The following is a 22,985-nucleotide window of genomic DNA, read 5'->3' on the forward strand; positions in this document are numbered from 1 at the left end:
CAATTTTCAGTATAACCTGTAATTTTGTCTGTTATGGATACCCAACAAGAACGTTTATCCCACTTAGACCGTGCATTGTCAAACGGAGAAAACATTTGTAGTTCAGAAGGTATGCTCTGCTCCTTTCCTGCCTCCCTAAAAAAACCTTTTATGATTAATGGAGCAGGACTGATTGTCTGCCGCCAAGGCAACTTCACCTTTTCACTTAACATGAAAGCATTCTCGGCCCAAGCTGGCGAAACAGTTTTCATCCCGGAAGATTCTCTCTTCCAAGTGTTGAGCGAATCGGAAGACCTGCAACTATTCATATTCATTTACCAGATAGAACCGATACGGGACATCATAGGCAATTCAGTGGCAGCCATGTACCTATACATGCAGCTCCGGACTGAACCATGCTACGTATGGAACACCGGAGATGAAGAAGAAGTTTTGAAATACATGTCCCTATTGGACAATACCCTGCACTTAGACAACAACACCTTTAATGATTACGAACAAAGACTGCTTCTACTGGGACTTACATACCGCATCTGTTCCATTTACAACCGTAAACTGATGAACCTAAAAACAACGGTTGGTCACAAACATGAAATCTTTATCCGGCTGATTCAGCTGATAGATGCACACTACACGGAAGAACGCGGCGTAGAGTTTTATGCAGACAAACTCTGCTTATCACCCAAATACCTCTCTGCACTATCCAAGTCCGTCTGCGGATTCACGGTGCAGGAACTGATATTTAAATCCATCATCCGCAAAAGCATCTCACTACTCAAGAACACCCAGAAAAACATCCAGGAAATCGCCGACTTCTTCAATTTTCCCAATGCTTCTTATTTTGGAACATTCTTCAAGAAACAAACCGGCATGTCTCCGCAACAGTACCGTAAAAAATAGAAAACGTTACGCTTTCAACCGGATAACGAAGCGACTCCCCTTACCCAGCTCACTCTGGACAGCCAATGTACCGCCATGAGCTTCCACAAAGTCTTTCGAAATGGAAAGACCTAAACCACTACCTTGCACTTTAGTGCCCGGCACTCGGAAATAACGGTCAAAAATGCTCTGATGATAACGCGGGTCGATACCTTTTCCAAAGTCCTGCACATACATTTCTACAAAGTCCCCGTCATGCCTAGCGCCGATAACCACCCTCCCGTTCTCTTTGGAATAGCGGATAGCATTGCTCAATAAATTGGTGAGCACCCAAGCAATCTTTTCGCTGTCGACAAACAATTTAGGCATTTTTTCTTCCGGATACTCCACTTCTATCTGAATGCCGAATTTATCAGCTTGTACCTGATTGGCCTTGATAGCATACTCTATCAGTTCAATGGGCTTCGTTATCTTAGGCATCATCTGCAATTTACCGGCTTCCACCTGCGTCATGTTCAATAATTCCCCGGTAATCCCAAGAAGGCGATCAGCATTTTCCTTGATGCTGTTCGACAATTGCTCCTGTTCGTCGTTCAACACCCCTACCCGTTTGTCCTCCAACAACTGCAGACTCATCAGAATAGCGGATATAGGCGTTTTCAGTTCATGAGAAATAGTCGAGATAAAAGTAGTCTTGGCACTGTCCAATTCTTTGAATTCTGTAATATTTTTCAGTAAAATCACATCGCCAAGATTATGAGGTTCGTCATCATCAGCCTCTGTATTTATAATGGTAATGTAAGAAGCTTTAAAATAACTCTCCTTATTGTCTGCATAAATTTTCAACGGTTCTTTCTTTTCACCCGGAGTTACCAATTCACGAACTAAACGGCGAAGCAAATCATTCTTCAAAGAAAGCTCCTCAGCCGAACGGCGAATTACTTCCTCCCGTTTCAAATTCAGCACAGTTAAAGCCTCATTATTGATAAAGAGAATTTCCCTATTACGGTTCAAGCCAATAATAGGTTCATCAATACTATTCACAATAGCTTCTAGAAATTTCTTAGCAGAAAGTATGTCGTTCAGCGTACTGGCGCGATACTCCGTCAGTCGTTCCGCCATCCGATTAAAACCATCAGCCACTTCACGAAACTCTTCGTGTCCACTCATATCCAGACGTTTCTCATAATTATGGTTCGCTATTTCAAGAATCCCACGTGTCAGTTCTTGAATAGGTTTGCTGATGGAACGGGGAAGCCATACCAATAATATGATACTGGCAAAAATACACACCCCACCTATCACAGAAATCCAGAGCAATGCACGTTGCAATCCCGGTACAGCAGCAGGACTATCCGGCTCCGTAGCCGTCAGTATCTGTAGATTCACCACAGAAAGAGCAACCAGCAAAATAATCATTCCAGCCAACACCCCTACGCTGAGTATCAATTTTGTACGAATATTCATAATGTTCCTAAGAATTAATATTATGCAAGTATAATCAAATCTATGTTTACTTGTGCCAAATCACGCACAAATTTTCGGTATTTCAATATCATAAACAATGATTTCGGAAAAGAAAGTGACGGACTTCCCATGCAGACAGTTGTTATCTGTTTCTCCCTACAAGTATCCACAATGCTTCCCAACACATCCGACGATTGTACCTGAACAACCTCCCCCCCCAGTTCAGTCACCAATTTGAAGTGGTTCAACAAATACCTTTGATTTGCCAGACCGATACGGTCAGTACTTTCTCTGGGAGTCTGTACATAAAGGGCGACAAACGAAGTATTGTAGCGGGTTGCCAGACGTGCAGCTTTACGAATGATGCGTCGTGGTGTTTTCTCGTTGCTGCTGATACATGCCAGAAACTTCTCATGACGGACTCCCACACTGGTAACCACCTCATTCTCCACTTTCTTTTCCACCCGCAAAGCCACCTCTTTCAAAGCCAGTTCACGTAATTGGAGAATATTTTCCGTTTTGAAGAAATTGTTCAAGGCAGTAGGGACCTTTTCCGGTTTGTAAATTTTTCCAGCTTTCAAACGGGCTATCAATTCTTCCGCAGTCAAGTCAATATTCACCACCTCATCTGCCTCTTGCAAAACGCTATCGGGAATACGTTCCTTCACCTCAATACCCGAAATGCCCTGCACTTCTTCATTGACACTCTCAATGTGCTGGATGTTAACGGCGGAAATCACATTGATACCCTCATCAAGCAAATCCATCACATCCTGCCAGCGTTTCTCATTCCGACTACCTTCCACATTGGTATGTGCCAGTTCATCCACCACTACTATCTCAGGGTGTATCTGGATAATGGCATCCAAATCCATTTCTTCCAGTTCTTTCCCTTTATAGAATATCTTACGACGAGGAACAACGGGTAATCCTTCCAACATGGCATCCGTACCGGCACGCCCATGTGTCTCTATATAGCCTATCTTCACATCTACTCCGTTGTCAAGTAACTCGTGTGCTTCCTGAAGCATACGATAAGATTTACCTACACCGGCAATCATGCCGATGTAGACCTTGAACTTGCCACGCCGCGACTTTTTAATCAAATCAAGAAAATGTTGTACGCTTTCTTCCCTACTCATTTCTTCTGTTTCTTGCTTGTTTTATATATACCATATAACCCGCAACGATCATCACGACCGCCACGGGCATCCAACACTAATTCATGAGTTCTAAAGTTATATCTAAATAAATCATGGCCTTAAAGTAACGCCGAATACCAGATGTGCATCTTCCATACGAGGATTCCAAATGGCTTGTGCAAATACAGGTATTGAGAAACTGTCAGTAATCTTGACTTCCGTAATACCTTTCAGTGCCACATTGGTTACAGCAAATCCACTGTTAGGAACACCATATACTCCTACCCCAGCTTCATAAGGCAGAAATCCGCAAGTAAGGTTCAAATCTACAGACTTGACACTGAACGGATAGTTGAGTTCAACATACGAAGAATAATTCTGCCTGCCTTTGTCATCTTTGTCAGCTCCGGCAAACATAGTGTACCAAGCGATTGACAAAGGAAACTTTTCAACCGGCAATGTATAGGCTAATCCTGCTTCAAAGTGATGCGCCGTTTCGTGGCTCTTAAAATTGAAATACTTTCTTGCTCCTTGTCCGCCCCACCACAAGCTGGCAACAGAAAAAGTCAGACCTGATTCTCCAAAAACATAGGCAGCGGTCAAATCAATCTCCTTAGCCGCAGCCCCTTCTCCTGAAGAAGCTCCGTCAAAATCGGTAGAGCCCCATGCTGTCAAAGAAAAATCACCGACCCCAAAACCCAAAGTAGGCTGAAAACTTACTCCCGTCTGGTAAAAGCCGCGCCAAACATAAGAACTGACTAAATCACCTTGTATTGTAAATTCCTGAGCTTGCACTTTGCCGGTTCCCATAAAACAAGCAGCCACCATACTCGCAAAAACTAGAATTGATATTTTTAAACTTTTCATATCCAACCATTTATTTACCGTTACTAATCAATCGTTGAAAGGCAGGAAGGAAGTTTTGGTTCCCCCTGTAATATGACAGTCTTTCGCTGCCTGAACTGAAACACTTCCGTTCCTGCCCATAACACATGACAAACACAACTAAAAAAATTATTTGTTCTGATCGACTTCTTCTAATGCAATGTTCAGTTCCAGCACATTGACAGTTTCCGTACCAAACACCCCCAAAAAGGGTTTGCTGATGTTCTTGTCTACAATGGCTTTCACTTCAGCCTCGTTCATGCCACGTGCCTGAGCCACACGCTTCACTTGTACATAAGCACAAGCAGGTGTGATATGTGGGTCTAGACCGGAACCACTGGCGGTTACCATTTCAGCAGGCACATCCTTGCGGCTCAGATAAGGATGATCTACCAGAAAAGTATCAATACGGGCTTCCACTTCTGCCAGGTATTCATCGTTCGTAGGACCTTTGTTACTACCACCTGAAGCATCGGCTGTATAATCACCCGCAGATGGGCGTCCCCAGAAATAAATATCTTGCGTAAACATCTGGCCTACATTGGCAGCACCTACCACTTTACCATTGAGGGTTGCCACCTCTGCATTTCCCTTGTTGGGACCGGCGAACTGTGCAAATATCCACAAGACAAGGATATAGAACAGAGAGAAAAATATGCAAAATGCAATTGTTATTTTAAATGATTTCCAAAGAGTTTTCATTTTATCCAAGTTTTAAAAAAAACAGACTAACTATCATATCTATCAGTTTGATGCCGACAAACGGAGCAATGACGCCACCCACACCATAAATCAACAGATTGCGACGAAGTAGCGCACTGGCACCGATCGGCTTATACTGAACACCTTTCAAAGCCAACGGAATCAAGATAGGAATGATGATAGCGTTGAATATGACAGCCGAGAGAATAGCCGTTTCAGGGCTATGCAGTCCCATAATGTTCAGAGGAGCCAACTGAGGGATGGCTACCATAAACAAAGCAGGGATAATGGCAAAGTACTTGGCAACGTCGTTCGCAATGGAGAAGGTAGTCAACGTACCGCGTGTCATCAACAACTGTTTGCCAATCTCCACAATTTCAATCAGCTTCGTCGGGTCGTTGTCAAGGTCCACCATATTACCGGCTTCTTTGGCTGCCTGCGTACCGCTGTTCATCGCCACCCCCACATTAGCTTGTGCAAGGGCGGGAGCGTCGTTTGTACCGTCACCCATCATAGCCACCAGCTTACCGGCCTGCTGTTCTTTTTTAATATATTCCATCTTGTCTTCCGGCTTGGCTTCAGCAATGAAATCATCCACTCCAGCTTTCTCTGCGATGTATTTGGCTGTCAAAGGGTTGTCACCGGTCACCATCACAGTTTTCACACCCATCTTGCGAAGACGCTCAAAACGTTCCTGAATACCCGGTTTGATAATATCCTGCAACTCAATTACCCCGGTAACCTTCTGATTGACACATACCACCAGCGGAGTTCCACCGTTGCTGGTAATTACAGCAATCACCTCTTCAATCTCTTTCGGGAACTTGTTTCCGGCATTTTCCACAATCTTGCGAATAGCGTCGAATGCACCTTTACGTATCTGAGTACCATCCTGCAAATCCACACCCGAACATTTTGTTTCGGCTGTAAACTTAATCATATGAGCACCGGTAGTATTCAAATCACGCATACGATGACCGTTTTCACGTCCCAGTTCAATGATGGACTTACCCTCCGGAGTCTCGTCAGAAAGTGAGGACAACAAGCAAGCCTCTACGAACAAATTCTCGTCAACACCCGAAGCCGGATGAAACTTGGTGGCTTTACGGTTACCGATTGTAATGGTACCGGTCTTGTCAAGCAACAAGGTATCGATATCACCGGCTGTTTCTACTGCCTTACCGGATTTTGTGATTACATTAGCGCGCAAAGCACGGTCCATCCCCGCAATACCGATGGCAGAAAGCAGTCCGCCGATAGTAGTCGGTATCAAGCAGACAAACAAAGAAATGATGGCTGCAATGGAGATATAAGTTCCCGGATGGTCGATATTCGTATAGTCGGCCATAGGAATCAACGTCACACATACAATGACGAATACCAAGGTGAAACCGGCCAGAAGAATAGTCAATGCTATCTCGTTCGGAGTCTTCTGGCGAGTAGCGCCTTCTACCAAAGCAATCATCTTGTCAAGAAAGCTCTCACCCGGTTGCTGCGTCACCAGTACCTTGATTTTATCAGAAAGAACTTTTGTACCACCAGTTACGGAACTCTTGTCACCACCGGCCTCACGGATTACCGGAGCAGATTCACCGGTAATGGCACTTTCATCAATGGAAGCCAAACCTTCCACAATCTCACCGTCAGCAGGAATCGTATCTCCCGCTTCACAAATAAAATAGTCGCCTTTCTTCAAACGTGAACTGCTAACGGTATGGATCTTACCGTCAACGAGCACTTTAGCCGGAGTCTCTTCACGGGTTTTACGCAAGCTGTCAGCTTGGGCCTTACCACGCGCTTCAGCAATGGCTTCAGCAAAATTAGCAAACAGCAACGTCACAAACAAGATGATGAATACCAAGAAATTATATCCGAACGCTCCATATTCCGAAGTACCTAATGAAAGGAAACAGACAATCAGCATGACAACCGTTACGACTTCCACCGTAAACATAATCGGATTCTTTATCATCACCCGTGGATTCAGCTTCACGAATGATTGCTTCAAACTTTCCATTACTTGCTCCTTCTGAAACAGAGAAGCTGATTTATTATCTTTCATACCTATGAAATTACTTTTTACAAACTACTATTACAAACTGAAATGTTCAGCAATCGTACTCAATACATGTGCCGGGAAGAATGACAAGGCAGCCACAATAAAGATAACGGCAAAAGTCATCACACCGAAAGTTACTGTATCCGTCTTCAGCGTACCGGCACTCTCCGGAACATATTTCTTTCCGGCCAACAGACCAGCAATGGCTACCTGACCTACGATAGGCAAGAAACGTCCTAAAATCAGCGTCCAGCCGGTAGTATAGTTCCAGAAGTAAGTATTGTCGCCCAATCCTTCGAAGCCAGAACCATTATTGGCCGCAGCCGAAGTATATTCATAAAGCTGCTCACTTAGTCCGTGGAAACTGGGATTATTCAACCAGCCGCCTTCACCTGCCACAAATTCAGGATAATGAGCGAACAAAAAGCAAGAAAGTGCCACACCGCCCAAGATGATAAGCGGATGAAGCAGTGCCACAATGGTAGCAATCTTCATTTCACGCGCCTCTACCTTCTTACCGAGGAATTCCGGAGTACGTCCCACCATCAGTCCACTGATGAATACGGCGATAATGATGAATGTATAATAGTTCATGAAACCTACACCCACACCTCCAAACCACGTATTAATCTGCATGTTCAGCATTTCCATCATACCGGAAAGAGGCATCGTTGAATCATGCATACCATTTACAGAGCCATTGGAAGTAACTGTAGTCACAATACTCCAAAGAGCAGTAGCAGCAGACCCTAAACGGACTTCCTTACCTTCCATTGCTCCATTGTCTTGGGCAATTCCCATCTCATCAATGCGCGGATTACCTCCCATCTCCTGCGAAACGTTGATGCAAACACCGACAAGAAAAGCAAAAAGCATTACGCCGTAGATAGAGTAGGCCATCTTTCTGCGTCTGGTGTAAAAACCAAGTGCAAGGACCATTGCCATAGGGATAATCAGGATAGACCAGCATTCTGCAATGTCCGTCAGGTAAGTAGGATTTTCCAACGGATGTGAAGAGTTACATCCAAAGTAACCGCCACCGTTCGTACCCAATTGCTTGATAGGAACAATCGCTGCCGTAGGACCTTGTGAAACCAACTGGGTTTGTCCTTCCATCGTCTGAACTTCCAGCTTACCATCAAATCCCATCGGAGTACCTTGTAGAATGAGGATGAAGCCCACAATCAACGAAAGCGGTAATAATACACGTGTACAGCTCAAAACCAAGAACTTCCAAAAGTTACCGATAGTCTTCGTCGATTTAGCAGCCATACCCTTCATGATACCTGCCATAGCTGCCATACCGGTAGCGGCGGTAATGAATTGGAACAACATAATAACGAACAACTGTGTAAAATATGTCAGTCCGCTTTCACCGGAATAATGCTGCAAATTACAGTTCACCATAAAACTGATACATGTATTGAATGCCAGATCTGGTGTCTGGTTAGCGTTTCCATCCGGATTTAACGGCAACCACTGCTGTGTACAGAGTAGCACCATGCCCCATACAAACCAAAAGGCATTCAGAATCAGCAGGGCTTTCAAGAACTGTTTCCAGTTCATCTCTTCCTCCGGATTGACTCCGGCCACTTTATAAATCAATCTCTCGACCGGCTTCATGAAATCCGACCATGTCTTTTCGCCTTTGTAAACCTTGGCAATATACTTTCCCAGAGGATAGGATATCACAATCAGCAGAACAATCTGCAAGGCTACACCTAAAATTTCAGTGTTCATTTCTCCACTCTCCATTCATTAAAACTTTTCGGGTCTTATCAGCACATAAGTCAGATACCCGAACATTACAATACCTAATACAAATAAAGCTGTGTACATAATTCTCTCTTTTAAATCTTCTCAAACCAATCTACACATTTCCAGAAAAGCCAAAAGGCGAACAAGCCGCTCAATAGGCAAAAAATAAATGATACTGTTATTCCCATGTTTTTACCTTTTAAAATGTTACTACATATTTTTGTCTGCCGGGAATATGCCAAATATGTGCCAAAAAGAGCGCGCATGACATACATCATTAATTATCAATAAAATACAAACTACATAAGTATAAAAAGAAACAGGTTGCACCTTTTCATTTTGAAAAGGTGCAACCTGTTTTGATATGTTTTAGTCCATAGGCACTTTCTGCTTCTAAGACTGTTTCAAAAATAATCTTGCCACAGTCCTATATCGAAGGTACCTCAGTCGTATACTGAGCCCCCTATTATAGAAGGCGTTCTGAGATCTTGTATTCCTCAATCTTCCGATACAACGTCGTCAAACCTATTTTCAATAACCGGGCTGCTTCTGTCTTATTCCCCTTTGTATACTCCAGTACACGGGCAATATGCCGGCGTTCCATAGCTGAAAGTTCAAAACTGCCGGGACTTGAATCATTGGAGTGTTCATAATGGGCATTCTGAATATCAAACGGCAAATCAGCAATGTCCAGATGTCCGCTCTCGCAAACAATCATACTACGTTCTATCACATTACGTAATTCACGGATATTTCCCTTCCACGGTTGGGAGTCCAATGCTTCAAGAAATGCGGGAGCTATTTCAACCACCGGACGCGCCAGCTGTTCAGCAAAACTCTTTATAAAGGCCTTCGCCAACAGCCGGATATCACCTGCACGTTCGCGCAATGGCGGCAGATGTATCTGAAATACGCTTAATCTATAAAACAAATCCTCACGGAAACGTCCGGCAACAATTTCCTGGGACAAGTTGCGGTTCGTAGCGGCAATGATGCGGACATTGACACGGGTAGGTTTCGTATCACCTATCTTAATATACTCACCGGTTTCAAGAATACGCAACAACTTGGCTTGCAGTTCAAACGCCATCTCACCGATTTCATCCAAAAAAATAGTCCCATTGTTCGCTTCCTCGAACAGTCCCTTCTTATCCTTCAATGCACCGGTAAACGAACCGGCTTTATGACCGAACATTTCACTTTCCAGCAACTCCTTGCTGAACGAAGAACAGTTAACCGCTACAAAATTCTGCCGTGCACGCTTACTACTGTAATGGATGGCCTGGGCAAATACCTCCTTACCCGTGCCCGTTTCTCCAGTCAACAGTACAGGAACATCAGTTCTCGACACCTTCTGAGCTAATGAAACGGCATCCTTCAGAACTTTGGATTCTCCCAGGATAGAATCAAAAGAGTACGTCTGCCCCACCTTCTTCTCCAGTTTTTCCAACCGTACATTCATACGCGCTTTCTCTACGGCACGGCTTATCAGAGGAATAATCTTGTTATTATCGTCTCCCTTGGTGATATAGTCGAAAGCACCGTTCTTGATGGCTTGTACTCCATCGGGGATATTGCCATGCGCTGTCAGCAGAATGACTTCCACATTGGGTGCTACCTTCTTGATAGCCAACACCAAGTCCACCCCATTTCCATCGGGCAGAAATACATCGCACAAAGCAACATCAGGATTTTGGAGTTCCAGTTGTTTCAGGGCAGCCCTACAATCACCGGCCTGACAGACATCATACCCCTCCAACTCCATCATACGCGTCAGAAGAGTACGGATTTGTACTTCATCATCAATGATTAGAATCTTACTCATATCTATTCGATAAGTTTTTAAACTGATAACGGTAAAAACAGGGGTGTGCAAATATAAGGCTTTTCCCGAATATCGACGGTACATCTTTTGAACTTTTATAAATGAAAAGCCAAGAGCCTGCTACCAGCCAGAGCATGAATATCCCACCACGGCAATGCTACAACGGCATTATGCAGGCCAAGCTCAGGTGGCAAGCCCCGTCCTCCCCCCTTTCATTTTGGGAAGAGGCCACCTGAAATGAAAAGCCGGAAGGAAGAACCTCCGGATGAATGCAATTATGAAACTGTTAAAAAAGAAACAAGAAATGAAAGTTTGTAAATTCGGCGGAACTTCCGTCGGCACCGTAGAGAGAATGAAACATGTAGCAACACTCATTAAAGATGCAACACCCAAGATTGTGGTACTGTCTGCCACCGCAGGCACTACCAACCATCTGGAGGAGATTGCCGCCAACTTATTCAACCGTGAAATGGAACAAGCCCACGACCGCATCACCCGGCTGGAATTCCAGTTCATCGAATTTGCCAATGGGTTGCTGACCGACGAGAAACTGAAACGGGAAGCAATAGATTATATCCTCGACCGCTTCCAGCAACTATGGAAATTTACCAAGAACTCTTTCACCTCCGTCGAAGAGAAGGAGGTGCTGGCACAAGGCGAACTTATCAGTACCGCTCTGATGCATTTCTACCTGCGCGAGCTGAAAATTCCCAATGCACTGCTTTGTGCATTCGACTTCATGCGTACCGGCCCCGACAACGAACCCGACTTGGAATATATAGAACAAAAACTCCGAGAACAGCTTGCCTGCCATCCCGGCATCAATCTCTTCATCACTCAGGGTTTCATCTGCAAGAATGCCTATAACGAAACAGATAACCTGAAACGCGGCGGCAGTGATTACACTGCTTCCCTCATTGGCACCGCCCTCCAAGCAGACGAGATACAAATATGGACGGACATAGATGGCATGCACAACAATGATCCGCGCGAGGTGTCAGGTACCCGCCCCGTGAAACGCCTCAGCTTCAACGAAGCCGAACAACTGGCCTTCTATGGTGCCAAGATACTGCATCCTTTCTGTATCGCTCCGGCACGCCTAAGGAATATTCCCGTCCGGTTGCTTAACTCTATGGAACCATCGGCAGAAGGCACGCTGATTTCCAACCTGCAGGACGACAATATCATCAAGGCCATAGCCGCCAAGGACCACATCATATACATAAAGTTCGAATCGAACCATAATCTGTGTCCCTATCTGTTCATCAGCAAGATTTTCGACATTTTTGCCAAGTACCGTACCCCCCTCTGCCTGCTGGTATCTTCCAATCTGGACGTATCTGTGGCTATAGACGACTGCACTCGTTTATCGAACATCATCTCCGAACTACGCCAATATGCCCATGTATTGGTAGAAGACCGCATGACCATCGTCTCCGTGGTGGGCAACATGCAATGGGAATTTGCCGGGTTTGAGGCAAAGATTATGGAGGCGCTAAAGGACATCCCCCTACGGATGATTTCATATGGCAGCAGCAATAATGACGTGGCATTCGTCATTAAGAATACAGACAAAAAAAGGGCTTTACAAGCCCTAAATGATAAGTTATTCCAACCGGAATATGCAGAACGGAACTAAAAGAAATGGTTCCGTATCTCCTTCGCGATGTAACGGCCCATCAGCTCCTGCCCCGGTTTGTCGGGATGCAACCCGTCGCGCAGATAGCGCCCACTACCGGAAGGCTGCTCAAACTTTTCGGTGATACCACAGTTGGAGTAACAGTCTATCAGCTGCACGGAAAGCGCCCGGCACAACTCACGCAAGATGGCAATCTTCTGCAGATTCAGTGCATTGTGTTCGGGGTTGCCGGTCTGAATCGGCGTGCACACGAATACGCGGCATTGGGGATAATGCTCCAGAATGGTCTGAATGGACCAACGGACACCGCCCGCCATGGTGTTGACATCTACTTCATCGAGCGTCTTCCCTTTAAGGGCCTCTTCGGCACTACCCAAGTTACGGTCATTCGTTCCCATAGAGAACACAAAGACATCGGGCGCAGGGTAAGCTCCACTTTCCACTTCGGCTATGAACTTCTGGATATGCACCTTTGACACGTTGTTGTGCCGCATCTGCAACTCATGCTTATCCTCCGTAGCCTGCCAACCGCCGGAGATGCCGGCAAAAGCTTCGCTGCCATAATCCTGAGTATCGGGATGGCATGCCCATGTGGCAGAACCGACCGCCACGTTGTGATGTGTAGCGAATCCGAGTTTATCCACTACAGTCTTAGACCATTGTTCGCCTGCGGTAATGCTGTTTCCGTCGCACCCGAAGTTCAGCTTGCTGAAGTCCGGATAAAGAGATTGCGCGTGCAGCGCAATCCCCATCCAGACAAGAATCCCCAAAACCATCAATCTATTCATCTTCTTATGATAGAAAACCTATGAAAAACGTTCAATAATTTCCATGCACATACGTCCGTTGTGATACGGACATTTCCAGAACCCCGCCTTGTCATCATCGGTGTTCACCGTGCCGTCGGCACGCACGCTCCAATGCCATTCTCCGTACTTGTAGTCTACCAGATGCTGCTTGATGAAACCCCAGCATCGGAGAGCCTTCTGCATGGCCACTTCGTCATCAAAGTGCTGGTAGAGGTTGGCATGTCCCACTACGTTCTCGGCCTGCACCCACCAGTGGCGGTCGGTATCGGTCTTTCCCTTATCCAGAAAAGTCTCGTATATCATGCTGCCGTCGGGCGTCAATCCTTCATCGGCAGCGGCAGCGATGTATTCTACAAGTGGTTCCACTTTCTCCAGGAGCTCCTTATCGCCCAAAACAAGGGCAGCCTCGTGTATCAACCAGGAAGCTTCGATATCGTGCCCGTAGGAGACAATTCGGTACTTGCTCACCCAATCATCATTGAAGAACAATTCCAGATGGCCGGTCTTGATATTCAGAATCCGTTCAGTAAAAAGACCTATCAAATTACGAAGCTGCTTCTCCAGACGAGCATCCTTCCATATCCGGAAAAGGTTGGTATAAGGTTCCAAAATATGCAGATGGGTATTCATCGTCTTGCGCTCGTTCTCATCCTTGGTGCTGAGGCGCATGTCGGCTATCTCTCCCCATTCGCGGGTCAAGGCTTCACAATAACCGTTCTTCACGGGGTCGAAACTATGCTCTTCAATCGTCTCAAACAAGCGGATGGCATATGCCAGTGCTTCATCATCGCCCGTGGCACGAGCATATTCACTCAGCCCGTAGATGGCGAAACCCAAAGCGTAAATCTGCTTCTTGGTATCGAGCGGATTGCCTTTATAGTCGAGAGACCAGTAAACTCCGCCAAATTCATTGTCGTAGAAACGGTCGATAAGAGTGCGTTTGGCACGCGTAGCCGTTTCCAGATACTCCGGCCTCCTCAGCAAGCGGTATGCAGCCGAAAAGGTCCACAAGATGCGGGCGTTCAGGATGGCCCCCTTTTCAGCTTCGGGCTTCACCTCCTCTCGACCCGTGATACGGCCGTAGAAGCCGCCGTTCACTTCATCCGTCATTCTGTTTATCCAGAAGGGGAGGATATTGGAGACCAACTCCTCCTCCATCTCCTGCTTCATCTTCTTGATATCCACTATTCTATGAGTTTAAGTTATAAGTTATTCTGCTGAAGGTTCTCACGACGCTTTTTCAAGTCTGCATTGATGGCTGCCATACGCGTCTTGTTCAACGGGTAGACGAATACGACAAGAATGGAAAGTGCAGCTATCGCAGCAGGAATAAAGCTCATCAGATACTTCAAGCCATCCAGCGCTTCGGGCGTCTGCACAGCATTCTCTGCAGTGTTGTAACCAAAGAATGCCAACAGCGCCATTACTGCCCAGCCAGCAAATGCACCGCCGAACTTCTGTGCCATAGAGCCAGAAGAGAATATCAGCCCTGTAGATGACGTACCGTCCTTCTGCTCGGCATAGTCGGCCACATCGGCATACATACTCCAAATAAGCGGGGATACGATACCGGTACAAATGGAGATAAACACCTGGAAAATCATCATCAGCCACCATCCCAGCCCGTCATTCGGCACAAAGAAGAAGAGCACACTGAATACTACCAGGCACACGAGCGAAATGATATAGGTTGACTTCTTTCCAAACTTCACGGAAAGAGGCACAGCCAGCGCCACACCAATCATATTACACACTTCACCCACCATCAGGAACAGACCGGCATACAACACCAGATTGAATACCCCGAAATCGAGGAATGCATTGGCACTGATATAGTCCTTGAAGAAGTAGGCGGCAGTAGCTCCACGCACCGTATTGAAGAAATTCGACAGCAACGCCGCACCGTTCAATATCCACCAAGGCGAATTGCGCACCAGCGACTTCACATCCTTGCCGATAGATTCGGACGCCACACTCTTGACATGCTCGCGCGTCATGCTAAAGCAAAACAGAAAGCCTAAAAAGCAGAGCGTGGCAATACATACCATGGCATATTGCCAACTGGAAGCATTGCTATAGTCCATTGATTTAAACCAATTGCACAATGGCTCCCATGCTCCCAAAGCGATAAAACTACCTCCGTATGCAAAAAACATACGGTAAGAAGAGAAAACCGTTTTTGTATTCGAATCATCAGTCATTACTCCCAGCATAGCCCCGTATGGTACATTGATTGCCGTATATACCGTCATCATCAGGATGTAAGTGACATAAGCCCATACCAGCTTACCCGTTGTCCCCATGTCGGGCGTTGTAAAAAGTAAAATCCCAGCAATGGCAAAAGGAGCTGCAATCCATAATAAATAAGGACGGTATTTGCCCCAACGCGTATGAGTACGGTCTGCAATGACTCCCATCATCGGATCGGACACTGCATCCCAAATACGTGTCACCAGCATCAGCAATCCTGCATCAGCCAAGCTCAAGCCAAAAATATTCGAATAGAAGAACGGTAAGTAATAGGAGAATATTTTCCAGAACATAGAGGAAGACATATCCCCAAAACCATAACCGATTTTCTCTTTTAGTGTTGCCATAGTATGTTGTATTTTTATTATTTCATTATCTGCAGATTCTTGTCTATCAGTCTCTTCAACGTTTCTACCGAGGCTGATGAAGACAAGCCGTCAGCAGGCGTATTCATGCAATAGTCCACCAGCTTGTCAATGGTAGAAGTGGCTACATGCATCCGCGTGTCAGAAGAAGCGTAGTAAATAAATACAGTTCCGTCTTCATCGGCAATCCAGCCGTTGGTGAAAAGCACATTGCTTACGTCACCTATACGCTCCTCACCCTCGGGTACCATAAAGGCCCCACCGGGAGTGGCAATCAGTTTCGTCGGATCTTCCAAAGAAGTCATGTACATATAAAGCACATAACGCAATCCGGCGGCACAACCGCGGACACCATGAGCCAGATGCAACCAGCCTTTCGGAGTCTTGATGGGATGCGGACCTTCACCATTCTTCACCTCCTTGATGGTGTGATAGTAGCGCTGGTCGATAATCTTCTCTTCCTTCACCTCGGCATGGGTTATGTCATCCACCAGCGCCCAGCCGATACCACCACCGCTACCGGCATCAATAAAGCCATCCTGCGGACGGGTATAGAGGGCATACTTGCCATCTACAAACTCCGGGTGCAGCACCACGTTGCGCTGCTGACTCTTGGTCTTCAGGTCGGGCAGGCGTTCCCAATTCTTCAAATCCTTGGTGCGAGCAATGGCAGCTGTAGCCGTAGCCGAGGACAAGTCACCGGCGGGCGCATTGTCGTCGTGGCGTTCGGCGCAAAAGATACCGTAAATCCAGCCGTCCTCATGAGCCGTGAGACGCATGTCGTATACATTCGTTGCCGGAATCGTATCTTCAGGCATGGTGATGGGGTAATCCCAAAACCGGAAATTATCAATGCCGTTGGGACTCTCGGCTACGGCAAAGAACGACTTGCGGTCAGCGCCCTCTACACGTACCACCATCAGATACTTGCCATTCCACTTAATGGCCCCCGAATTCATGGCCGCATTCATACCGATGCGTTCCATCAGGTACGGGTTGGACTTCTCATCCAAATCATACCGCCAGAATACAGGTGTATGAGCAGCCGTCACTACCGGATATTTATAACGTGTGAATATGCCATTGCCGTCTTCCACGGCCACATTCTTTCTCGTAATCAGCTCTTCGTGTTTCTGAAAGAGCCTCTCTACCTTTTCTTTAAAAGCTTCCATGTCTGTTATATTGATTGTTTGTTTATTGATACAGATTTACATCGGCTGCAAACAGCGTCTTGGGATTGTTATAAAACTCCCCAAAATCCTCCGCAGATGTCTGTCCCGGATAGGGGGCATAGTAATGGGTCACCTTTTCACGGGCATTGCGCCACACCAGCACATAAGCAAGCGAATATTTCTTTAACGCAGGCAGCAGAGTACCTGTCCACCATTTGGCATCGGGGATTCCTTCGTAACCGGTTTCGGTCACAGCAATCACCTTATTGTGTGCTTTCCCTATACTGTCGATAATGGAAAGTGCCCTATCCATCCCGGCAAGATAGGTATCCCGGTCGAACTGATAGGTATCGAAGCCAATAACGTCTATCAACTCGTCGCCCGGATACTTCTTCAAATATTCCGTTGTGTCCTTGGGTTCCGTGCCCGGAGAGTAAGCATAGAGTGCATTATCCACTCCCCTGGCCTGCAGAGTGTCCACTGTCATGTGCCACAATGTCTTATACTCTTCAGGGGTACACAGTTTCTCGCCCCACCAGAACCAGCTGCCACTGTGTTCGTGCCAGGGACGGAAAAGTACGGGTATCTTCACGCCGTCCGCCGTCTTCAACGAATGAAGGAAATCGGCCACTCCTCCCAACCAGCCGGCAAACTTCTGATGATTCTCTCCACCGGGCAGGATGGACTTCACCACCGTCGTATCCGATACATCCCAGGCATCACCGCCCGTTTCAGGATTGCGCGCATGCCAACTGAGCGAAACCATGCCGCCCCGCTGATACTGATTGATTATCTCTTTCCTGATTTTATCGAAGGGCACCTTATCCAGATTGGCGGCATTCCCTAGTTCCAACTCTCCCAAATCAAAACTGATGACAGCCGGATAGTCGCCACACACGCTTTTCACATCCGAACGGCCTTCCTCACCTTCCCAGCCGATACCATATACCGTATCGTCATGATGGCCGAGCATGATACCTTTGGAAGGGATTTTCTTCAAGTTAGCCAGTAATCTCTCCGTTTCCTGCGTACGTGCAGCAGCCGTCTCTTCATTCACACTCTGTTCTTTCTTGGAAGAACCGCAGGCGGTCAACAGACTCACCGCCAGCATCATCGTAACAAATTTTACTTTTCTCATATCCATGTTTTTCAATTACGGTATTATTATTGGTACCACTAATTCCTAGTACAAAGATAGCGGATTGCACCAAGAGAAAATGATACAATTTTATCCCTTTACTATATTAAAAAACAGAATATAAAAAACGTATCATCTTACTTTCACCGGAACGCGCTTCCGCGAGACAATTCCCCGTTCCACCTTCCGGCGTTCCAGCTTCACCGATTCGCTTGTAAAATCGGGAACATTGTACGAGTAAACCAGACGGTCGTAATACTCCCACGGATTTTCCTGAGGAAGCAGAAAAGGCTTGCCCACCACCCCATTCTCATCCATACTTGCCAGATACAGACGGGTATAAAGCCCATCTCCCCTGCGGCTACTGAACACAAACCATCGAGAGTTGCTGCTCCAATTATGGAAACTTTCCGTATCATCGCTGTTCACCTCCTTTATGGGACGCATACCGCCATCCTTCAAATCCAACAACCATAAATCGGCTTCTTTATGCCAAATTGAGAAATTCCCGTAATCCGACAAAGTAAACATGATATATTCGCCGTCGTACGAAGGTCTCGGGAAGGAGATACTTTTCTTCATAGCTGCCGCATTGACCAGCGTATCTATCGTTTCGCCAAATGTCCCGTCTTCCGGGTTAAAATCTATACTGCACAAGCTATAACGTATTTCCTTATATTCCGCCGGTATCGGCTTGGCCTCCGCTGCACAGAAATACAATTTGCGTCCGTCCGGTGAAAACACGGGAAAAGTCTCGAAGACTTCCTTCTTCTGAAGCAAGGGGGAGAGCAGCAATTCATGTGTCTCGGGATGGTAGACCAGTACATCCGATTCCAAGTCGAGCACTTCCACACGTTCATCCTTCACAGCATGGAAAGACTGGCGCGTATTGTTGACAGAATAGGCAATATATTTGCCGCTTGGATGCCAATAAGGGTATACAGCCGCAGAGAGAGTGGAATCCGTTTTCGTATCCAGCATTTCGCGCTTCCCGTCTATCTGCATCAAGGTCCCTCCGTTCTTTCCACGGACATGCAGGCTCAGATGGTCCGGATTTGTTTTGTTGAAAGCATGACAATTCAGGCACATGCCCGGCACCATGGTATTCTCCAGCAAGGAACGCTCCTCGAACGAAGAAAGGTCGCGCTCATAAATGCCCATCTTGCTATAAACTTCATATCCGGGAGCCAGCTTGCGGTATACCACCCCATAATCTATAGGATACGGACTGACATACATGGGAAAAGAGCGGTACTGTTTCCACTCGCCATCTTTCCGGATACATACCGTAAACTGAAGGCTATCACCCTTGTTCTCCTCCAAAAGCTCTAGCCATGCCTCTTGCGGAAATGATACTATTTTATCATTAACATGCATCTCTCCGGACTTTCCTCCGATCACGGTCACATCCACACGTTCGTACGCTCCGCCAATACAATTGAAATTCATGGGAGCAATGGTTGCAGGAATAGTCACACCGATATAGTCAGGATAGATATCCGGCCATTCATCCACCCTTTCCGGGGAAGTCACCGAATTGCTGCAAGCGGCAAACCACCATGCAGCCATTATGCAAACAGCTATATTCTTCATCTTTTTCATTTTACTTTCTTAGTAGCAAATAATTCCAGTATGTACTGCCGAAACGCGCCTCCAACATCTGCCGGGCATTCTGCTGCGAGGTATATATCCGCGCAAATTCCGTTACATCCCGCACCACTTGGGGCGAAATGCTCCACGGCATACCCTGGAAGTTCTTGTGCGTCTGTGTCCATACATATATCAACGCCTCTTGATAGCTGCGGGGAATATGGTCGTAGCCGGCATGCTTACCCAGCGGATAGTACTTCATGAAACGTTCCAAATCACGTTGCTGCAGGACATAGGCCAGCATATACTCAAATGCCATCCGGTTCCGGTGGTTGTGCTGGTAAAGCAGCCCCAGCATGATGTCCGTTTCCTGGCTGCTGAACAAGAAGTCTTCCGTATAGCGTATCTGCCTCAACCAACCCCACTCCTTGTGGGCATTGATTTTTTCCTCATTATACAGATAGGTCATGGCATCCTCCGCCCAATCCTTATAGAAGATTGTCTTCCTCAACAAACGCAGGTACTTGGCTGCCACTTCGTATTGCCCGTTTATCAGGTTCGTCTCTGCCAGACGCTTGAAGCAACGGCCACTCTTGTTGAAGTTAGGTATGGCCTCCATCGCCTCAAAAGTGAAACGTTGTGCCGTATTGACCATCCCCAAATGATAATACGCCTCACTGGTGGGCAACGGCGAAGTAAAGTCACGCTGAAACTCCGGTAGCAGCCCTTCCGTCCCGTTCTGGTAAAACTCGAACATGCGGTCGCCCATCTGTCCCATCTTTCCCAAAGCAAGATTCAGGCAGGTCACGCCGAAAGGTGAAACCGGCGACTTCTCTTCTGCCTTTTCTATAACCTCCTGCCATTGTTTATTACGTACCAGCTGGTCATACTCCATCGCTTCCTCTTTATCCATATCGCAACCGGCTGCCACGTAGTAATAACCGAACAATGTTACCGCCACCACTTGCAGAACTCCATAAAATGCCGGTTTCTTCTTCAAAGCGGGCAAAGCGGCCAGCAGGAAAGGGAGGACAACCAGCAATACGGCAAGCCCTATCTCTATCCAGGGAATCACTGCCGGGAAACGGTAATATCCTATACCGCCCATCAGACGGTAAATAGGAAATTGTACCCACATGCTTGCCAATAGCGGACAGCCGATACCCCACAATCCTACCCCCCAGAACACTCCGACACCACCCCAGAAATTCTTACCTTTAAGATTCAACAAGAACTCGCGTACAATCACCCAGCCCATAAAGATAAAGTGTGCCGCACCCGCTGTCCAGTAAAGTAGCGGAAGGACTATCAGAATGTACGCCACACGCAGCCACTTCCCCTTTAAATCCGCATACCAGCAGGATGCAGACAATGCTAACAGCAGAGCCACCACCAATGACAGCATCGCATTTTCATCACCCATGAAGTGCCACAAGACAATGATAGGCAGAAAACTCAGCGGATAATACACATCAGCCGCACCCTGCTCCTTCGCCAGTTTCCAAACCAACCGTTGCAACAACACGTACAAAAAAGCCAGAATACAAGCTCCCGCCCACACGTGATAATAGAACTGCGTCAGATACTCAGCGATATAATCGGCCAACCCACCGGGAACCGCTATCCGTTTCCACCAGTAGTCGGCATCGAACAAGAAAAGCTGGAACTGCTCCTGATAGGAAATATGGGCCGGATATACGTTTCCCCAAAAGAGAAGCACCGCTACGCCGAAAAGTATCGACAGCCCTATCTTCCAAGTCTTTTTCAGAAATAAGAACATTTACTATTTACAATTTATTATTTACAATCTGTTACTCTCTGTATGTCTTGTCATTTGAATTCCTCAGCCTTCAGTTGCCGGTTTATCCGCTTGATGGAAGAAGCATCAAAAGGAACGGGAGTGGCCGACAAATCGGGGATATTGTAGGATTTCAATGTCAAATCGTCTTTTTCAGGGTCGGACTGGGGTAGCACAAAAGGCTTATGCGCCTTTCCTTCGGCATCCAGATAGGCAAAATAAACCCGCCCGTACTGCCCGTCACCCCGCTTGCTGGCAAAGGCAAACCAACGGCTACCTGACGACCAACTGTGATAAGTGTCCGAACGGTTGGAGTTGACCATTGGCAGGGAATCGATGGCACCCGTCTGCAAATCCATCAGCTGCAATTCCGTCTCCCGGTGCCAAATGGGGAATGTTCCATAATCAGCAACGGTATAGAGCAGGTAGCGGCCGTCCGGTGAAGCTTTCGGATGACACACGGAGCCTTTCTCCAGCCGGGCATTCCAAAGGGTATCCACGCGGTCGCCCCAGGTGCCGTGATTAGCATCGAACGCAATGCGGCAAAGCGAATAGCGTAATTGCTGTACGCTGTCCGGCAATGGAACAGCTGGAGCCGAGCAGTAATATATCCATTTCCCGTCGGCAGAGAAAGTGGGAAAAGTTTCTAATACGGTGGAATCCGCCGTAAGCGGAGACACAATCATCCGGTTTCCGTCAAAATCGGCGACAGCCAAATCGGAGACGGTATCGTAAACTTCCAGACGGCGGTTACTTTCCGTATGGAACATGGGAATAATCACATTAGACGAGAACACACCATACCGCCCGTCAGGATGGAAATCCCCGTAGACAGCCGCAGATATCATCTGTCCATTCTTCAAGGCAAGCTTACGGAGCTTGCCGTCACGGTTCAGGATAGTCCCCCCTCCCTCGCCCCGAAGATGGAACATCGAAAGGTTGCCACTATTTCCTCCGTGCACATGACAGTTCATGCATTTGCCGTCTGTCTGACTGTTATCCGCCAAAATACGCTCTTCAAAATTCTCAATGCACCGTTCACGTATCTGCAAGGCATTCCATACTTCATAACCGGGTTCTATCAGACGGTAACTGACATAGGCGTCAAGCTTGTCCGCCACCACCTGCCATGCAAAAGAAGGATAGCGTAGCCAGCGACCGCTGGTACGGGCAGTAACAGTCACTTCCAAAGTATGCCCCTTCTCCGCTTCCAACAATGCACGCCAGGCTTTCAAGGGAAACACCGCCTTGTTCCCACGCGCGTTTATCTGCAAGCTGTCCGATGCTCCCTTTACACTCACGCACACCGCATCCACCCCTTCATTCCGCACAAGGAAATTCAAAGGAGCCACATTGCAGGGAATGGTTACATCCTGATATTCAGGATAGAGCTCCAATAACCGGTCTGCAGGCTGTACAGACTCCGGACAGGGACTACAAGCATATAGGCAGCAGCACAGCAACAGCTCCACAACAACCTGTATATATTTCATATCTCTATTCATCG

General features: G+C 46.9%; 18 protein-coding genes. 2 read left to right on the plus strand and 16 right to left on the minus strand.

The genetic code is table 11. The features are described 5' to 3' along the window. Positions 1-33: 33 nt before the first annotated feature. On the plus strand, positions 34-900 hold the full coding sequence (locus tag HUX74_RS20215; RefSeq protein WP_119961443.1) for an AraC family transcriptional regulator: 867 nt from the start codon (positions 34-36) through the stop codon (positions 898-900). A 6-nt stretch (positions 901-906) separates the two neighbouring features. Here HUX74_RS20215 and HUX74_RS20220 read toward each other — a convergent pair whose 3' ends face one another. The 8 genes from HUX74_RS20220 to HUX74_RS20255 form a co-directional block, all read right to left on the minus strand. After that, positions 907-2,346, minus strand: a complete 1,440-nt coding sequence (locus tag HUX74_RS20220; protein ID WP_117601302.1) for a PAS domain-containing sensor histidine kinase — start codon at positions 2,344-2,346, stop codon at positions 907-909. 20 nt (positions 2,347-2,366) lie between these two features. Beyond that, positions 2,367-3,488 (minus strand): sensor protein KdpD, encoded by a 1,122-nt coding sequence (locus HUX74_RS20225; protein WP_119961442.1) that lies wholly within the window; start codon positions 3,486-3,488, stop codon positions 2,367-2,369. Positions 3,489-3,599: 111 nt separating this feature from the next. Beyond that, positions 3,600-4,355, minus strand: coding sequence for a hypothetical protein (locus HUX74_RS20230; RefSeq protein ID WP_119961441.1), 756 nt, complete (start codon positions 4,353-4,355; stop codon positions 3,600-3,602). Positions 4,356-4,502: 147 nt separating this feature from the next. Next, the gene (locus HUX74_RS20235) at positions 4,503-5,075 is read right to left on the minus strand and encodes a K(+)-transporting ATPase subunit C (protein WP_174647306.1); all 573 of its coding nucleotides are present in this window, start codon (positions 5,073-5,075) and stop codon (positions 4,503-4,505) included. 1 nt (position 5,076) lies between these two features. Further along, entirely contained in the window at positions 5,077-7,137 is a 2,061-nt protein-coding gene (gene kdpB, locus HUX74_RS20240) for a potassium-transporting ATPase subunit KdpB (RefSeq protein WP_174647307.1), read from the minus strand. 30 nt (positions 7,138-7,167) lie between these two features. After that, positions 7,168-8,874, minus strand: a complete 1,707-nt coding sequence (gene kdpA / locus HUX74_RS20245) for a potassium-transporting ATPase subunit KdpA (RefSeq protein ID WP_174647364.1) — start codon at positions 8,872-8,874, stop codon at positions 7,168-7,170. An 18-nt stretch (positions 8,875-8,892) separates the two neighbouring features. Then, a complete protein-coding gene (gene kdpF / locus HUX74_RS21130) occupies positions 8,893-8,973 on the minus strand; it encodes a K(+)-transporting ATPase subunit F (RefSeq protein ID WP_055305132.1) in 81 nt (26 codons plus the stop codon). A gap of 385 nt (positions 8,974-9,358) precedes the next feature. Then, positions 9,359-10,717, minus strand: coding sequence for a sigma-54 dependent transcriptional regulator (locus tag HUX74_RS20255; RefSeq protein ID WP_174647308.1), 1,359 nt, complete (start codon positions 10,715-10,717; stop codon positions 9,359-9,361). Between the two features lie 304 nt (positions 10,718-11,021). Between HUX74_RS20255 and HUX74_RS20260 the strand changes: the two genes are divergently transcribed. Next, positions 11,022-12,356, plus strand: coding sequence for an aspartate kinase (locus tag HUX74_RS20260; protein WP_119961455.1), 1,335 nt, complete (start codon positions 11,022-11,024; stop codon positions 12,354-12,356). On the opposite strand, the gene HUX74_RS20265 is transcribed toward HUX74_RS20260, so the two are convergent. The 8 genes from HUX74_RS20265 to HUX74_RS20300 form a co-directional block, all read right to left on the minus strand. Then, complete coding sequence (locus tag HUX74_RS20265) at positions 12,353-13,144, minus strand: GDSL-type esterase/lipase family protein (protein ID WP_117601305.1); 792 nt, start codon at positions 13,142-13,144, stop codon at positions 12,353-12,355. The genes HUX74_RS20260 and HUX74_RS20265 overlap by 4 nt on opposite strands. Before the next feature lie 18 nt (positions 13,145-13,162). After that, positions 13,163-14,350, minus strand: a complete 1,188-nt coding sequence (locus HUX74_RS20270) for an AGE family epimerase/isomerase (protein WP_174647309.1) — start codon at positions 14,348-14,350, stop codon at positions 13,163-13,165. A gap of 17 nt (positions 14,351-14,367) precedes the next feature. Then, entirely contained in the window at positions 14,368-15,762 is a 1,395-nt protein-coding gene (locus tag HUX74_RS20275; RefSeq protein ID WP_174647310.1) for an MFS transporter, read from the minus strand. A 17-nt stretch (positions 15,763-15,779) separates the two neighbouring features. Next, positions 15,780-16,952, minus strand: coding sequence for a glycosidase (locus HUX74_RS20280; protein ID WP_117601308.1), 1,173 nt, complete (start codon positions 16,950-16,952; stop codon positions 15,780-15,782). Between the two features lie 22 nt (positions 16,953-16,974). Further along, positions 16,975-18,090 carry a glycoside hydrolase family 26 protein gene (locus HUX74_RS20285; RefSeq protein WP_117966701.1) on the minus strand — a complete coding sequence of 372 codons (1,116 nt, stop codon included), beginning with the start codon at positions 18,088-18,090 and terminating at the stop codon, positions 16,975-16,977. A 132-nt stretch (positions 18,091-18,222) separates the two neighbouring features. Then, positions 18,223-19,683, minus strand: coding sequence for a hypothetical protein (locus HUX74_RS20290; protein ID WP_370528743.1), 1,461 nt, complete (start codon positions 19,681-19,683; stop codon positions 18,223-18,225). Between the two features lie 10 nt (positions 19,684-19,693). Continuing rightward, positions 19,694-21,460: a DUF6057 family protein gene (locus tag HUX74_RS20295; RefSeq protein ID WP_174647311.1), complete on the minus strand. Its 1,767-nt coding sequence runs from the start codon at positions 21,458-21,460 to the stop codon at positions 19,694-19,696. Between the two features lie 50 nt (positions 21,461-21,510). Then, positions 21,511-22,971: a PD40 domain-containing protein gene (locus tag HUX74_RS20300; protein WP_165491359.1), complete on the minus strand. Its 1,461-nt coding sequence runs from the start codon at positions 22,969-22,971 to the stop codon at positions 21,511-21,513. Positions 22,972-22,985 lie beyond the last annotated feature (14 nt).

This window comes from Bacteroides sp. Marseille-P8574 (assembly GCF_902825465.1).
Taxonomy (GTDB): Bacteria; Bacteroidota; Bacteroidia; order Bacteroidales; family Bacteroidaceae; genus Bacteroides; species Bacteroides uniformis.